The organism is Kitasatospora albolonga (assembly GCA_002082585.1).
Classification (GTDB): Bacteria; Actinomycetota; Actinomycetes; order Streptomycetales; family Streptomycetaceae; genus Streptomyces; species Streptomyces stephensoniae.
The window spans coordinates 568,445-584,856 of record CP020563.1 but is presented as its reverse complement, the minus strand read 5'-3'; the positions used below and the strand labels follow the sequence as shown (position 1 = coordinate 584,856).

Below are 16,412 nucleotides of genomic sequence, written 5' to 3'. Positions count from 1 at the left end.
GTGTCCCGAAGCATCCGGGGGACGTGGGGAGTTGGTGATGGCGATGGCGATGGCGATGGCGATGGCAGTGGTGGGCGGGGGTCAGCCGACGGGCTGGGGCGCCGCTGCCCGGTCGTAGCGTTCGGCGACATGGTTGAGGGCGGTGAGCAGGCCGGACGCGGTGAGCTCGGTGGCGTCGGCCCCCGCGTCCGGACGGATCGGCATCGACCCGGTACGCGACCACCGGAGCCGGCCTGCGGGGTCGATGAAGCTGCGGGAGCGGCCCGCGTTGTCGGGGTGGAGGCAGAACGGGACGTCCAGCAGGCCGCGTTCGAACGCCATGAGCAGCGCGCGGGACGGATCGGTGTGGAGGCCGAGGACGGTCTCGACCAGCGTGCGGGCCTCCTGGTACACCTCGCTGTCGGCGTCCGCCCCCGGCCCTGCCCCCGGACCCTCTCCCGGGGACGGCGGGCTCCCGGCGAGCGCGGCCGCCGCGGCCGCCGTCTCCAGCGCCCGGACGTTCTCCTCGACGGTGGGGATGCGGAGGGCCTCGGCCGTCGTCTTGACGAGCAGCCGCTGCGCCCCGGCCCGTACCGCGAGCCGGGCGGACGACTCCAGCAGCCGGGTCGCGCCCTGCTCGGTGCGGGGGTAGACGCCCATATAGGTGTAGAGCACCACATGGTGGTCGACGCCCGCCGGGAGGAACTCCCCGGCCAGCCGCCGCAGCGCGCGTACCGCCTCCTCGTCCTGGGCCCGGTCGGTCTGCTGGGCGTAGCTCAGGGAGACGCTGCGCAGGCCGTACCGGGCGAAGAACACGCACTCCAGCACGCTCATGGCGACGAGCAGCCCCGGCGGGCAGAGCTGCCCGAGCAGGCAGCCGCCGAAGCTCTCCAGGTGCGGTACGCCGCCGGGGCGGGCGCCGTCGGCGAGCAGCTCGCAGCCGCGCGCCCAGGACGCGACGGACTCCCGCAGCGGGGTGCGTCCGTAGGGCAGGCAGTAGGAGACCGGGCCGCCCTCGGTGGCGTCCAGGCCCGCCGCCGTGAGGGCGCGGATGATGGCCTCCGGCCGGGAGGAGCCGTGGCGTACCTGTACGGGGAAGCCGTCGTCCATCACCGCGTCGAGCAGGGACCGGGTGACGGCCCGCGGGTGGGTGGCGATCGGGTAGCCGTTGAGCCGGGCGCCCTCGGCGACGGCGTCCCGGGCCGCCGTCAGATCGCCCACCCGGGTGTAGCTGTCGATGGTCAGGGTGCCGACGGTGGTGGCGGTGGCGGCCTTGGTCCGGGTCAGTCCGTCCCGCATCGCGCCGGGGTCGCTGAACCCCATGCGGGGCTGGACGACGAGGCGGCCGACCGAGGCGCCCGCCGCGACGAAGGCCCCGAAGGGCGGCGGGGCGGTGCTCACGTCGCCACCCGGTCGCGGTCGCGCGCGGCCAGGAACTCGCGCAGGGCGTCGAGGTCGCCGTCGCCGAAGACCGCGTCGCAGCCTGCCCGCAGCAGTGCGGTGACGTCGGCCTCCTGGCGGCAGCCGGCCACGCCGAGCTTGCCGCCGATCACCACGGGCAGCGCGGCCGTCGCGGGCTCCGCGCGCAGCCGCTCGACGGCGGCGAGGCCGTCGCGGTAGCCGTGGCCGTTGACACTGCTGAGCACCACCAGGTCGGGGGAGTGCCGGCGGCAGGAGGCCACCAGCAGCTCGGGGGTCACACAGGGCCCCAGGTTGGTGACCTCGTGCCCCAGCTCCTCCAGAAAGAGCCCGAGGTACACGAGATTCCAGGTGTGTGAATCCGAAGCGGTACCGCTCAGGAGTATCTTCATGCCTTTGAGAATAGGGGCCTGATGATTCCCCGAGGGGAAGTCGGAGGGGAAGTAGCGGCGGCAGCAGGAAGCGGCAGTTTCTGCATGTGCCAGGGGTAGCAGAAAGGGCCGTGACCCGCGCATTCATGCGCGGGTCACGGCCCTTTCCGTGATTCTTCCCCAGGTGTTTCAGGAGTACTGGGCGACCAGGCTCCGCGGGCGGATGTCCGTCCAGTTCGCGGTGATGTAGTCGAGGGCGTCGGCGCGGCTGCCGGCTCCCCAGACGCTGCTCCAGCCTGCGGGGATGTCGGCGAACTCGGGCCACAGCGCGTGCTGGCCCTCGTCGTTCACGACCACGTGGAAGATGCCCTCGGTGTCGTCGAAGGGGTTGACGGTGTTACTCATGACTGGCTCCTCAGTTCGTTTTCCTGCAGGGCGGAGAGTTTCTCGGAAATGACTCTTCCGATGTGTGAAAGAGGCTCTTGCCCGGCCATTTTGAGATGGCCGGATTCCACGGTGTGGTTCTCGATGATTCCTTCCAGAAAAGGAATCCAGGTGGCGGCGAGGGCGCCCTCCGCCTCCCCTGTTCTGCGGGCGGTGAAGAATACGGCTCCGGTGTCGGCCACCCCCGGAACATGCCGGGCCATGAGAGCGGCGTGCGTCTCGGAGGCGGCGAGCACGCCCCGGATCTCGGCGGAGCTGAACCCGCCGAGGACGGGGTCCTCGCGGCGGATGCGCTCCACCTCGGCAGCGATGTCCGCGCCTGCCGTGTCCGCGCTCGCGATGTCCCCGGTCGGCGCCGAAGCCGATGCCGACGCCGACGCGGAGGCCGACTCCGGGACGGCCTGCGGCGGCAGTACGGACACGCTGCCGGGCCCCGTCTGGTGCACGTCCATCAGCGCGAGGAGCTCGACCCGCTCCCCGGCCTCGCGGAGCCGGACGGCCATCGTGTGGGCGACGATCCCGCCGAAGGACCAGCCGAGCAGCCGGTAGGGGCCCCAGGGCTGGACCTGCCGGACGCGCTCCAGATAGTCGTCGGCCATCTCCTCGACGCTGCGCGGCCGGTACCCCGGCTCGCTCAGCGCCCGCGCCTGGAGGGCGTACAGCGGCTGGTCGTCGCCCAGGTGCCCGGCGAGACCGGCATAGGCCCAGCCGACCCCCGTGCCCGGGTGGACGCAGAACAGCGGGCGGCGGGCGCCCCGTGTGCTCAGCGGCAGCAGGACGCCCATGGCACCCGCCGCCCCCTCCTCGGCGGAGCCGAGCAGTCCGGCGGGGGTGGGGGAGCGGAACAGGTCGCGGACGGTGCGTTCGATGCCCAGGACCGAGCGGACGCGGCTGACCAGACGGATGCCGAGCAGCGAATGCCCGCCCAGCGTGAAGAAGTTGTCGTCGATGCCGACCCGGGGCACGCCGAGGATCTCGGCGAACAGCCCGCACAGCACCTCCTCGCGGGCGTTGCGGGGCCGCCTCCCCCCGCCGCCCGTCCCGGAGTCCCGGCGCGGTGCGGGCAGCGCCGCCCGGTCCGGCTTGCCGTTGACGGTCAGCGGCAGCGCGTCGAGAAGGACGACCGCGGAGGGCACGAGGTGCTCGGGCAGCGCGGCCCGGGCCGTGGCCAGCAGCTGCGCCTCGGTGACGCTCTCGCCGGTGCGCGGTACGACGTAGCAGACCAGCCTCTTCTGCCCCGGCGTGTCCTCGCGGACCACCGCGAGGACCTGTCCGGCCGCCGGGTGCGCCGACAGCGCCTGCTCGACCTCGCCCGGCTCGATCCGTACGCCGCGCAGCTTGACCTGGCCGTCCGTGCGCCCGAGGAAGCGCAGCTCACCGCCGGCCGTCCACACCACGCGGTCACCCGTACGGTACATACGGCTGCCGTCCGCCTCGAACGGGTCGGGAAGGAACCGCAGCGCGGTCAGCTCGGGCCTGCCCGTGTAGCCGCGCGCCACATGGGAACCGGCGATGTACAGCTCCCCGGGCACCCCCGGCGGCACGGGCCGCAGGGCCTCGTCGAGGACATGGCTGCGGGTGTTGTCCATCGGCTGCCCGAGGTGCACCCCGGAGGCCCCGAGGGAGCGCCGACCGGCCGTGAACCACTGGTTGTGCGAGGCGAAGGTGGTCTCCGTCGGCCCGTACGAGTGGACCAGGACGGTGTCGGGGCAGTGCTCCAGGACCCGCTGGACGGCCCGGGGCGACGCGGTGTCCCCGCCGGTCCACACCTCGCGCAGCAGCCCCAGGGTGTCCAGGCCCTCGTCCGCCATGACATGGAAGAGGCCCATGGTGAAGTAGGCGGCGGTGACGCTGTGTTCGCGTACGGTACGGGCGGTCTCGGCCAGGTCCGTACCGTCGCCGCGCATGATCACGACACTGCCGCCGTTGAGCAGCGGCACCCAGATCTCGAAGACCGAGGCGTCGAACCCGGTCGCCGAGTGGACCAGCATCCGGTGCGGGCCCCCGGCGGCGATGTCGCGGTCGGCCGCCAGCGCCGCCACGTTCCGGTGGGTGACGCCGACCCCCTTGGGGCGGCCCGTGGACCCGGACGTGAACATCACGTACATCAGATCGTCCCCGGTGGCCCCGGAGTCCTCGGGGGCGGGGCCCGTGCTCGCCTCCCCCGGGGCCTCGCTGCCGACGATCAGCACAGGCAGGTCCGTGTCCGTTCCCTCCAACTGCGGTACGGAGGAGGCTCCTTCCTCGTCCGTGACCACCAGGACGGCCGCCGCGTCCGCCACCATGAGCCCGATCCGGGCCGACGGCAGCCGAGGGTCCAGCGGCAGATACGCGGCACCGCACTTCAGGGCGGCGAGCGCCGACACCACCAGCGGCACCCCGCGCTCCAGCAGGACGCCCACGGTGTCGCCCCGGCGCACCCCCGCCTCCCGGAGGCGGGCGGCCAGCGCCTCGGCACGGGCGTCGAACTCCCCGTACCCGATGGTCTCCTCGTCGGTGATCAGCGCCGGGGTGTCGGGAGCCACGGTGGCCTGACGGGCAATCAACTCATGCACCGTGCCCGGGTTCTGTGTCGCCGTGGCGGTGTCGTTGTACTCGTCCACGAGCCTGAACCGCTCGGCCGGGGTGAGCAGGCCGATCCTCCCGATCCGGGTCGCCGGGTCCGTGGCGGCGGTCCGCAGCACCTGCTCGACATGACCGGCGAGCAGCGCCGCGGTCGGGGCGTCGAAGAGATCGGTGGCGTACTCCAGACCGCCGGTCAGCCCGGCGCGGCCGCCGTCGCCGTCCTGCCGCTCCCACAGGGCGAAGGTCAGGTCGAACTTGGTCGACAGCCCTTCACCGGTGCCCGGTTCGGCCGGGTGGAAGAACGCGTCGGCGCCGGAAGCGTCGCCGGTGTAGTCGTGGTGGAGCTGCACCACCGTCTGGGTCAGCGGGTGGTGGGCGGTGCTGCGGGCCGGGTTGAGGTGTTCCACCAGGCGGTCGAAGGGGAGTTCCTGGTGCGCGTAGGCGGCCAGATCGGTCTCCCGGACCCGGGCGAGGAGCTCCTCGAAGGTGGGGTCGCCGGAGGTGTCGGTGCGCAGCACCAGCGTGTTGACGAAGAAGCCGACCAGATCGTTCAGCGCCTCGTCGTCCCGGCCCGCTGTCATGGTCGCCAGGGGCAGATCGGTGCCCGCCCCGTGCCGGGTGAGTACGGCGGCCAGCGCCGCCTGGAGGACCATGAACAGCGTGGCGCCGCTGCGGCGGGCCAGGGCTTCCAGCGCCTCGTGCGTCGCCGCGTCGACCGTGACGGGGGCGTGCCCGCCCCGGTGGGAGGCTTCGGCGGGGCGGGGGCGGGCGGCGGGGAGTTCGAGCACCGGGGGAGCTCCGGCGAGGGTCTTCTCCCAGAACGCCAGGTGCGCCTTGGCCGCCTCTCCGGTGCTCGACTCCCGCTGCCACAGGGCGTAGTCGGCGTACTGGACGGGCAGCGGCCGCCACCCGGGCGCGCGGCCCTCGGACCGGGCGGCGCAGGCGTGGGCCAGGTCGGCGAGGAGCGGGCCGGTGGACCAGCCGTCGGCGGCAATGTGGTGCACGAGCAGGACGAGGACCTGCCCGCCCCCGCAGCCGTCGTCGGGCTCCAGCAGCGTGGCCCGCAGGGGGATCTCCTCGGCCAGGTCGAAGACGTGTCCGGTGGCCGCGGCGACGGCGGCGGCGAGCGCTCCGGCGGGGACGGTACGCACGTCGAGCGCGGGCCGGGCCGTCGGCAGGATGTCCTGGTGGGGTTCGCCGTCCACGGCCCGGTAGCGGGTGCGGAGCGCCTCGTGGCGGCCCACGAGGTCGGCCAGCGCCTCGGCCAGGACGTCCGCGTCGAGCGGTGCGGCCGGGCGCAGGACCAGGGGGATGTTGTAGGTGGCGCTCGGCCCCTCGAACGCGTCGATGAACCAGAGCCTGCGCTGCGCGTAGGAGAGCGGGACGCGTTCGGGCCGGTCCGCGTACGGGGTGAGCCGGTGCTCCCCCTCAGCCGCCGGGGCGGTGTCGGCGATCCGGCGGGCCAGGGCCGAGGGGGTGGGCGCCAGCAGCAGGTCGCGGACGGCGATGTCGGCGCCGAGCCGGGCCCGTATCCGGTTGGCGAGGCGCACCCCGCTCATCGAGTGGCCGCCGATGGTGAAGAACCCCTCGTGCGGGCCGACCCGGTCCAGTCCGAGGACCTCGGCGAACATCTCGCAGAGCGTGCCGACGTGTTCGGCGGGCGGCGCGTCGGCGGCAGGTACGGCGGCCCGGTTCAGGGCGGCGGCCGCCTCGGCGGCGGTCCGCTCGCGGCGTACGTCCAGGGCGCGGCGGTCCTCGGGCGTGACCAGCGCGGTGTCCGTGACCCGTTCGGCGGGCCGGGCGGCGGCGGTGCGCAGGGCGCGTTCCAGCGCCGCCAGCAGGATGCCCGCCGTGTCCCGGTCGAGGACGTCGAGCGCGTACTCCATGCCGAGCTGCAGCCCGGCGGGCGCGCCCTCGGCGTCCCGGTGCTCCACGCACGAGGCCGTGAGGTCGAACTTGGTGGTGGCCGGCCCGGACGCGGCGAAGCGGCCGTCGATCGGGCCGAAGCGGAAGGCGCGGTCGTCGGGGCCCGCCGCCGTCAGGGTCAGCATCACCTGGAACAGCGGGTGGACGCCGGGCGAGCGCGGCGGGTTGAGGTGTTCGACGACCAGGTCGAAGGGGATGCCCTGATGGGCGAAGGCAGCCAGATCGGTGTCACGGACCCGGTCCAGCAGCTCGGTGAAGGCGGGGTCGCCGGAGGTGTCGGTGGGCAGGGCGAGCGTGTTGACGAAGAAGCCCACCAGCGCGTCGAGCGCCTCGTCGTCGCGCCCGGCCACGGGCGTGCCGAGGGCGACCCGGTCGCCCGCGCCCGCCGCGCGCAGGGCCAGCCCCAGCGCGGCCTGGAGCACCATCAGGAGGCTGGCGTCATGGTCGGCGGCCAGCCGGACCAGCTCCGCGTGGACGTCGGCCTCCAGGGTCACGTCCACCAGACCGCCCCGGTGGCTCGGGACGGCGGGACGCGGCCGGTCGAGCGGCAGCCCGGTCACGGCGGGCAGTCCGCCCAGGGCCTCGCGCCAGTGCTCCAGGCCCCGGGCGACGGCGGAGTCCGGGTCGTCCGCCCCGCCGAGCAGTTCGTTCTGCCAGAGGGTGTAGTCGGCGTACTGGACCGGCAGCGGCTCCTGTTCCGGGGCGCGGCCCCCGGCCCGGGCGCGGTAGGCGTGGGCCAGGTCGGTCAGCAGCGGGGTGAGCGACCAGCCGTCGCCCGCGACATGGTGCAGCAGTACGGCCAGGGTCGCGCCGGGACCGTCCTCGGGCAGGAACAGGGCCACCCGCAGCGGGAGTTCACGCGAGAGGTCGAAGGTCTCGGAGGTGAACAGGGCGACCTGGTAAGGGAGTTCATCGGCCGGGCAGCGGACGGTGCGCGGCCGGATCGCGGACGGCGCCAGGACATGCTGGTACGGCTCGTCCCCGGGCGCCAGGAACACGGTGCGCAACGCCTCGTGCCGGTCGGCCAGATCACCCACGGCGGCGGCCAGCACGGCGGGGTCGGGCGCGGTCTCCAGCTCCAGCACGATCGGCAGGTTGTACACGGAGGACGGGCCGTCGAGCTGATCGATCAGCCACAGGCGGCGCTGGGCGTGGGAGAGCGGCACCCGGTCCTCGGCGGGCAGCGGCTCCTCGTCCACGACCGGCAGCCGGGGGTCGGTGGTGCGCAGCACCTTCCGGTTGATCTTTCCCGAACTCGTACGGGGCAGCGCGACGACGACGCTGACGGCGGCCGGGACAGCGGCGGCGGGCATCCGCTCGCGCACCCAGGAACGCAGCTCCTCGGCACCGGTCCCGCCCTCGGTGACCACGAACGCGACGAGCCGCTTCACCCCGTCGCCGTCCTGCTGGGCGACGACGGCCGCCTCCCGGACCTTCGGATGGCCGGCCAGGACGGAGTCGACGGCGGCCGGGTCGATGCGCTGGCCCCCGATCTTCACCTCGTCGTCGGCCCGCCCGTGGTAGATGATCTGGCGGTCCTCCCCGATGGTCACCAGATCGCCGGTGCGGTAGGCCCGTTCGCCGTCCAGCTCGATGAAGCGGCGAGCGGTCAGCTCGGGACGGCCGAGATAACCCCGCGTCAGACCACCGCCCAGCAGCAGCAGTTCACCGCCCACCACGGCGGCCCGGACACCGGGCAGCGGACGCCCGATGGGGACGGGCCCCTCCTCGTACCGGGTGAGGTCGGCGACGGTGGCCACCACCGTGGTCTCGGTGGGGCCGTAGGCGTTGAGCAGCCGGACCCGCTCCCCGGTCAGGGCGCGCCACTGGGCGACCCGCTCCGGCAGGGCGGCCTCACCGTAGATGATCACGGTGCGCAGGCACTCCGGGAGCCGCGCGGAGCCCGTCGACAGGACGTGGACGAGCTCGTGCCAGTAGGCGGCGGGCAGATCGAGCACCGTGATGCCGTGGCGGGCGCACCCGGCCAGCAGCTCCCCGATGTCGAGCATGTCCTCGGTGCGCAGCACGAGGGTGCCGCCCGCCCCGAGGGTCGCGAAGACCTCCTGGACACTGGCGTCGAAGTGCAGCGGGCTGAACTGGAGGACCCGGTCCTCGGCGCCGATGCCGTAGACGGGGATGGCCCCGGCGATGAAGTGCGCGAGCGAGTCGTGGGCCACAACCACCCCGTTGGGCGTGCCGGTCGACCCGGAGGTGTAGATGACGTACGCGGCGTCCTCGGCGCTGCCGGGACCGGCCAGGACGACCTCGCCGAGCCGGGCGACCTCCGCCGGAGCGGGCGCCGCGTCCCCGCAACTGTCGTTGAGGATCGCCGCGTTGCGGGCGTCGGGGGCCTGGACGTCGAGGGGGAGGTAGGCGGCGCCGGTGCTGAGCACGGCGAGCAGGCCCACGATCGCGTCGATACCGCGCGGCCGGTGGAGGGCGACGAGCCGGCCGGGCCCCGCACCGGCCCCGGCGAGGTCCCGGGCCCGGTCGCCGACCGCGTCGGCCAGCTCGGCGTAGGTCAGCCGGGCGTCACCGTGCACGAGGGCGCAGGCGCCGGGGCGGACGCGCACCTGGTGGGCGATGAGGTCCAGCACCGGCGGGGCGGGGGAGGGAGGGGGTCCGCCGTCGAGCAGGTCTTCCGTTCTGATGGGGGCCATGCTGCATTCCTCCGGTAAAGGGCCGAGAGACCGGGGCGAACGGTTCCTCTCGCCTCCGTGACCTTCACGCTAGGGGCGCCGCGCCCCCGGACGGGGCAGTACGCCAGGCAGCTCCGGGCGGCAGAAAGCCGCCCGGAGCTGCCGGTCCCGGTCTCCCCCTCCCCGGAGGGGCGCTCAGCCCCGGTTGCGGGTGCCCGCGCGGGTGCGGCGCCGCAGCGCCGGGGACGCGCCGCGCCCGGGAGGCGCCGGAGCGTCCGTGTCCTCCGTGGCGAGCCGCCGGGCCAGGGACGTCACCGTCGGGTTGCGGAACACGTCCCGCAGTGTGAGGTCGTGGCCGAACTCGGCGCGGATGCGGTTGAGCAGCCGCACCGCCAGCAGCGAATGGCCGCCCGACTTGAAGAAGTTGTCCGTACGCCCGATGGCGCGGCCGTCGAGAACCTCGCGGAAGACACCCAGCAGGCGTTCCTCCCAGTCGGCCGGCACGGCGGCGGCCGGGGCCTCCTCCTCCGGCACCTCGGCGGTCTCCTCGCCCGGCTCCGGAAGCCGCGCCACCCTCACCACCCGGGCCGGGGCCAGATACTCGGGCAGCCGCTCCGAGGCCCAGCCGCGCAGCTCGGCCTCGCCCGCCCCGGGCGCGCAGACCACGTACGCCACCAGCCGGTCGTCCCGGACGGCGACGGCCGCGCCGGACACGGCGGGGTGCCCGGTCAGCACCTCCTCGACCCGGCCCGGCTCCACCGGATAGCCGCCCACCGTCCGCGTGGCGACGGGGTGCAGCGCACCGTCGGCACCGGGATAGGCCCACCGCCCGGTGGCACGCGGCGCCCCGCCGGGGTCGAGCACGTGCACCTCGCCGGGCACCCGCACCGGCACCGGCAGCCCCCGCCCGTCGAGGACCGCCTCCCCGCCGACGGGGGCCGCCGCCGGACCGTACTGCGGCCCGGACAGCGGTGCTCCCGGGGCGGCGGCGAACGCGTCGAGGGTCTCGGCCAGCCGCCGGGCCAGGAGGCGGGCCGTCTCCTCGTCGTAGAGCGCGGTGGCGTACTCCAGGACGCCCTGGAGCCCGGCCGGACCGCCGTCCGGCCCCGCCCGTTCGGTCAGGGCGAAGGTGAGGTCGGACTTGGCCCCGGTGCTGCGGAAGAGGAGCGGTTCGCCGTCCAGGGCGGAGGGCGCCCCGGGCGCGGCCCCGGCGGCGTGCACCTGCACCATCACCTGGACCAGCGGCGCGTGGGCGGCGGAGCGGTGCGGGCTGAGGTGCTCGACGAGCCGGTCGAAGGGCAGGTCCTGGTGGCTGTAGGCGGCGAGCCCGGCGTCCCGCACCCGGCGCAGCAGGTCGGTGAAGGCGGGGTCGCCGGAGGTGTCGGTGCGCAGGACCAGCGTATTGACGAAGAACCCGACGAGCGGGTGCAGGGCGTCGTCACCGCGGCCCGCCACGGTGGTGCCCAGCGCCACATCGGTGCCCGCGCCGTGCCGGGTGAGCAGCGAGGCGAGGGCGGCCTGCACCACCATGAACAGGGTCGCGCCGTTGCGGCGGGCGACGCGCAGCAGCCCCCGGTGCGTCTCGGCGCTTACCTCGAACCCGGTGAGCGCGCCCACCCCGTCGCTCTCCGCAGGCCGGGGCCGGTCGGTGGGCAGCGCGAGCAGCGGCCCCATCCCGTCCAAGGTCTTCTGCCAGTAAGCGAGTTGCTCAGAGGCGACACCATGCTCACCGTCGAGCAGCTCGTGCTGCCAGAGGGTGTAGTCGGTGTACTGGACCGGCAGCGGCCCCCGTTCGGGCGCACACCCCTGGACGCGGGCCCGGTAGGCGCGGTCCAGGTCGGCGAGCAGGCAGCCGGTGGACCAGCCGTCCCCGGCGATGTGGTGCACCAGCAGCACCATCACCTGGCCCCCGTCGGCCTCCTCCATCAGCCAGGCGCGGAAGGGGATTTCGGCGCCGATGTCGAAGACGTACCCGGCGGCGGCGTCCACCGCCGCCCGCAGCCCGTCCGGCCCGTCCGTCGTCACCTGCTCCAGTACGGGCCGCACGTCCTCCAGCACCTCCTGGTACGGCTCACCGTCCGCCGACCGGTACACCGTGCGCAGCACCTCGTGCCGTTCGGCGACATCGGCCAGCGCGGCGGCGAACGCGCCCGGCTCGACCCGCCGCCGCAGCCGGGTCACCACCGGAATGTTGTACGTGGCACTCGGCCCCTGCAACTGCCCCACGAACCACAGGCGTTGCTGGGCGGCGGAGAGCGGCGTCCGCGCGGGCCGCAGTGCCTTCGGCACGGGCCGCAGCGCAGGCCGTACGGAGGTGTCACGGCCCTCGCCGAGGCGCCGCAGCAACTGCCCGGGCGTGGGGGCGAGGAACACGTCACGGATGGAGGCGGGCAGACCGAGCGCGGTCCGGACGCGGTTGCTGAGCTTCCCGGCCAGCAGGGAGTGCCCGCCCAGCTTGAAGAAGTTGTCCGACGCCAGCACCTCGTCGCGGCCCAGGACCTCGGCGAACAGCCCGCGCAGGATCTCCTCGCGGGGATCGGTGGCGGGCCGGGGTCCGGACCGCTCACCGTCCCGCGACGCGCCAGGGGTGGCGGCGCGCCGCGACTCGGCCCGGGTCAGGGCCTCATGACGGCGGTCGAGCTCCCGCTGCTCGCCCCTGGTGAGCAGGTCGATCCGGCGGAGCGGCGTGTCGCCGGGCTGCTCGGCGAGGGCCGTCAGCGCCCGCCGGAACAGGCTCAGCAGGAGGTGCGCGGTGCCCTCGTCGTACAGGTCCGTCGCGTACTGGAGTCCGAGCCGCACACCGTCGGGATCGCCGTCGGGCCGGTGCGTCTCGGCGCAGTGGAAGCTGAGGTCGAACTTGGCGGTCGCCAGGTCGGCCCCGTCGAGGGCGGCGGGTATGCCGCCGATGGAGACGGTGGTGTCCTGCGCGGTCTGCGCGGTCAGCATCACCTGGAAGAAGGGGTGACGGCCGAGGGAGCGCTCCGGGTTGAGGTGCTCCACCAGCAGGTCGAAGGGCAGGTCCTCATGGGCGTAGGCGGCCAGGTCCGTGTCGCGGACCTGGTCCAGCAGCCCGTCGAGATCGAGGTCACCGGAGAGATCGGCGCGCAGCGCGAGGGAGTTCACGAAGAACCCGACGAGCTCGTGCAGATCCTCCTCGGGACGCCCGGCGACCGGCGTGCCCACCACCACGTCCGGTCCGGCGCCCGCCGCCCGCAGCGCCAGGCAGAGCGCCGACCGGGCGGCCATGAAGAACGTCGCACGGCGGGCCCGGGTCAGCCGGATCAGCGCCCGGTGGGCCGCCGCGTCGAGACGCCCGGTGACGGTGGCCCCCCGGTGGGAGGGCTCCGCCGGACGGGGCCGGTCGGCGGGCAGCCGGGTCACGGCCGGTGCGCCGTCCAGAGCCGCGCGCCAGTGGGCGAGCTGCTCGTGGGCCGTGCTCTGCGGGTCCTCGGGATCACCGAGCATGTCCCGCTGCCACAGCGCGTAGTCCGCGTACTGGACGGGCAGCGGCTCCCGGCCGGGGGCGCGGCCTTCGGCGCGGGCCCGGTAGGCGGCGTCGAGATCGGCCAGCAGGCAGCCGACGGACCAGCCGTCGGTGGCGATGTGATGGATCAGCAGGACGAGCACGTCCTGCCCCGCCGGAACGGTGAACAGCCTCGCCCGCAGCGGGAGTTCCCGAGTGATGTCGACGGGGGTACGCGCGAACGCGGTGACGGCGTCGGCCACGTCACCCGCGGCGCACTCCTGGACCTCGAACCGGACGTCGGGATCACCGACGATGTCCTGGTACGGCTCGGCGTCCTTGGCCGGATAGACCGTACGGAGCACCTCGTGCCGCTCCACCACGTCCCGCACCGCCGCTGCGAGGGCGCCCCGGTCGGGGGCGCCGTCGAAGCGGAGCACGACGGGTGCGTTGTAGGCCGGGGACGAGCCCTCCAGCCGGTTCATGAACCACAGCCGGCGCTGGGCGTAGGAGAGGGGGATCACGGTTGCTGCTCCTCGTGGACGACGGAGGCGGGCGGGGGACGGGCGGACAGCGGAAACTACGGACGCGCGGGCGGAGTTCAGGCATCCCGGGCGGCCATGAGCTCACCGATGTGAGCGGCGAGATCACGCAGTCGCGGGTGCGCGTACACGGCCTTCACGGGCAGGGACAGGGCGAGTTCGGCCCGTACGCGGGAGACCAGCTTGATGGCGAGCAGCGAATGGCCGCCCAGCTTGAAGAAGTTGTCGTCGGGCCCGATCGAGGGACGGCCGAGCACCTGGGCCCAGACCCGCGCGATCAGTTCCTCCGCCCGGCCCTCCAGCGCCGCCCCGGCCTCCTGCCCCGCGTCCGCCCCGGTCTCGGCCGGGTCGGCGGGGAGCTCGGTGGACAGCGCGGACCGGTCCAGCTTCCCGCTCGGCGTCGTCGCGAAGCGGTCCACGGCGACGAACGCCGAGGGAACCATGTACGAGGGCAGCGTGGCGCCCAGCGCCGCGCGCAGCGCCCCGGCCTCACCGCCCCGGTGGTAGGCGATCAGGGAAGCGGTGCCGCCCGCGTCCGCACCGAGGATCACGGCGGCCTCGGCCACCCCGTCCACCCGGGTCAGCGCGGCCTCGATCTCCGCCAGCTCGATACGGTGGCCCCGCAGTTTGACCTGGCCGTCGGCGCGGCCCAGATAGCCGAACCGGCCGTCCGGCAGCAACCGGCAACGGTCGCCCGTACGGTACATCCGCTCACCCGGGCCCCCGGCCGGGTCGGCCACAAAGCGCTCCGCCGTCAGCCCGGGACGGCTCCGGTAGCCACGCCCCACGCGCGGGCCCGCCAGATACAGTTCACCGGCCTCCCCCGGGGCGACGGGCACGAGCCGCTCGTCCAGCAGGAGCGCCCGCAGCCCCGGCAGGACCGTACCGATGTGCGCCGGGCCCGGCCCCTCGATCCACCCGGCGGTGGCGTCCACGGTGCACTCGGTCGGCCCGTACACATTGAGCGCCCGCAGCAGCCCGGAGCCATGGGCGGCCGCCAGCCGGTCCCACAGAGCCGGGCCGATCGGCTCCCCGCCCACCAGCAGGGTCAGCGGCCGGGGGCCGCCGTCGGCGCTGAGCAGGTCGAGCAGCGGGTCGGCGTGCGAGGGGGTGATGTCGAGGTCGGTGAGGGCCTGCGCGTCGACGAAGGCGGCGAGCAGCGAGGGGTCCCGGCGGGTCTCCTCGTCGATCATCACGAGGGTGTCACCCCGGGAGAGCCGTATCCACTGCTGCACCGACGCGTCGAACGACGGGGAGGCGTTCCAGCCCACCCGGCGGCCCTCACCGGTCGCGGCACCGACGCCCTCCAGCTCCCTCAGCAGCAGGGAGGCGGCACCGCGGCCGATCTCCACGCCCTTGGGCCGGCCGGTGGAACCGGAGGTGTAGATGACATAGGCAAGGGTCCCGGCGGAGACCGGCTCCGGAGCGAAGTCCCGCTGCGAGCCGTCCTGTTGAGCGGTCAGCCCGGCCGGGGTGAGGGCCGGGGCGGCGGCGGAGAACCGGGCCGGGGAGGCGCCGTCCGGGACGACCAGGAGGTCGGCGCCGGAGTCCTCGACGAGATAGCGGCGGCGCTCCTCGGGCAGGGCCGGGTCGACCGGCAGATAGGCGGCCCCGGCGGTGAGGGCCCCGATGATCGCCACGGCCAGCTCGGCCCCGCGCGGCAGGCAGAGTGCCACGAGGCTCTCCCGGCCGAGCCCCCGGGCGGCCAGACCGGCCGCGAACGCGGCGGCTTCGGCGCGCAGTTCGGCGAAGGTGAGCTCCCGGTCCCCGCCGACGACGGCGGTGCGCCCGCCGGGGACGGTGGCGAGCCGGGCCATCAGGTCGGCCGGTCCGGTGCCGGTCGTGCAGTCGCCGCAGGAGCAGGTGCCCGGGTGGCCGGCCGGGGCGGTACGGGTGCCGTCGTCGGCGCCCGCGGTGTGCGGCGGGACGAGCAGGTCGGCGGTGCGCTCGGGAAGGACGGTGGTCATGGCGGGGTTCACTCTCCGTACGGGGCGGTGGACGGGGCGGTGCTCGGGGAGCAGTCGGCCAGCGGAACCGGCTCACCCATGGCGACGAGGATTTTGCGGGCTCCGGTGTAGGACTCCCGGCCGTGCGCGGAGAGGATGTTGTCGACCAGCATCACGTCACCGCGCTGCCAGGTCTCCCGTACGGTGACCGCCTGGTACACCTCGTTGATCGTGTCCACCTCCGCGTCGGTGAGGGAAGTGCCGTCACCCAGGTAGGTGTTGAACGGCAGCCCGTCCGCGCCGAAGGTCTCGACAAGCACCTCCCGGACGTCCTCGTCCAGGGTGCGGGCGTTCCAGAAGGCGAAGTGGTTGAACCAGGAGCGCTCACCGGTCACCGGGTGGGTGATGATCGCGGAGCGGAGCTGGCGGGTGCGCAGGGTGTCCTCGTCGAGCCACTCGTAGCCGATGGCGTTGGCGTCGCAGTACTCCTCGGCCCCCTTCGGCTCCTCGGACGAGAACGCCTTGCGCCAGGGCATGCCCGCCAGGTCGGAGTAGTTGCGCTCCAGCAGCCAGCCGGCCTTCGCGAACCGGGCCGCCAGCTCCGGCGGCAGCAGGGCGAGCGCCTTGCGCATGTCGCCCACGGTGGTCGCGCCGCCGGTCTCGGGCGCGGTGACGCAGCCGAACAGGAGCACGCCGGGGAAGTCCAGGGTGTAGCTGTTCTCGTTGTGCAGCCGGATGGGCTGGACGGCCGGCAGGTCGGTGGAGGAGAACACGCCCTCGCCGAAGTCGGTGCGCGGGGTGGCCTTCTCCTTGTACCCGGCCCGCTCGGCGATGAGGACGTCACGCGCCTCGGCGAACGTGGCCGCGTCCTCGACCGGCAGCCCGCGCAGCAGGACCGCACCGGAACGGTGCAACTCGGCCTGGATGGCAGGGCGGTGGGCGGTGAGCCAGGCGGTGGCCTCCGCCATGCCGGTGAAGTCCGGGGTGTGGACGACCACCGGCTTTCCGGGCTCCCGGACGGGGGTGATGCCGGTGGCGGTGGGCTGGGACAGTGTGGTCATGGGAGTTCCTCGTCTTCGCGGAGATGGGCTGGAAGTTGATGGGGCCGACCGGAGCGG

The 16,412-nt window shown here is 74.2% G+C and carries 7 protein-coding genes; all 7 read right to left on the bottom strand.

The features are described from left to right. Nucleotides 1-81: 81 nt before the first annotated feature. The 7 genes from B7C62_02450 to B7C62_02420 all read right to left on the bottom strand — a co-directional run bounded on the left by B7C62_02450 (nt 82) and on the right by B7C62_02420 (nt 16,355). Entirely contained in the window at nt 82-1,380 is a 1,299-nt protein-coding gene (locus B7C62_02450; GenBank protein ID ARF71240.1) for a methylaspartate mutase, read from the bottom strand. After that, the gene (locus B7C62_02445) at nt 1,377-1,790 is read right to left on the bottom strand and encodes a methylaspartate mutase (GenBank protein ARF71239.1); all 414 of its coding nucleotides are present in this window, start codon (nt 1,788-1,790) and stop codon (nt 1,377-1,379) included. Before B7C62_02445 ends, B7C62_02450 begins: the two co-directional genes overlap by 4 nt. A 168-nt stretch (nt 1,791-1,958) precedes the next feature. Further along, a complete protein-coding gene (locus B7C62_02440) occupies nt 1,959-2,174 on the bottom strand; it encodes an MbtH family protein (protein ID ARF71238.1) in 216 nt (71 codons plus the stop codon). Further along, on the bottom strand, nt 2,171-9,364 hold the full coding sequence (locus tag B7C62_02435) for a non-ribosomal peptide synthetase (protein ID ARF71237.1): 7,194 nt from the start codon (nt 9,362-9,364) through the stop codon (nt 2,171-2,173). Before B7C62_02435 ends, B7C62_02440 begins: the two co-directional genes overlap by 4 nt. 174 nt (nt 9,365-9,538) lie before the next feature. Next, nucleotides 9,539-13,330, bottom strand: a complete 3,792-nt coding sequence (locus B7C62_02430; GenBank protein ID ARF71236.1) for a hypothetical protein — start codon at nt 13,328-13,330, stop codon at nt 9,539-9,541. Nucleotides 13,331-13,407: 77 nt separating this feature from the next. Next, entirely contained in the window at nt 13,408-15,315 is a 1,908-nt protein-coding gene (locus B7C62_02425) for a thioester reductase (protein ID ARF71235.1), read from the bottom strand. Nucleotides 15,316-15,323: 8 nt separating this feature from the next. Continuing rightward, entirely contained in the window at nt 15,324-16,355 is a 1,032-nt protein-coding gene (locus tag B7C62_02420) for a hypothetical protein (GenBank protein ID ARF71234.1), read from the bottom strand. Between the last annotated feature and the right edge of the window lie 57 nt (nt 16,356-16,412).

Bases quoted from the DNA above. Each gene is read 5' to 3' on its own strand.
- B7C62_02440 (ARF71238.1), bottom strand. From the start codon at position 2,174: ATGAGTAACACCGTCAACCCCTTCGACGACACCGAGGGCATCTTCCAC.
- B7C62_02435 (ARF71237.1), bottom strand. From the start codon at position 9,364: ATGGCCCCCATCAGAACGGAAGACCTGCTCGACGGCGGACCCCCTCCC.
- B7C62_02425 (ARF71235.1), bottom strand. From the start codon at position 15,315: ATGACCACCGTCCTTCCCGAGCGCACCGCCGACCTGCTCGTCCCGCCG.
- B7C62_02420 (ARF71234.1), bottom strand. From the start codon at position 16,355: ATGACCACACTGTCCCAGCCCACCGCCACCGGCATCACCCCCGTCCGG.
- B7C62_02445 (ARF71239.1), bottom strand. From the start codon at position 1,790: ATGAAGATACTCCTGAGCGGTACCGCTTCGGATTCACACACCTGGAAT.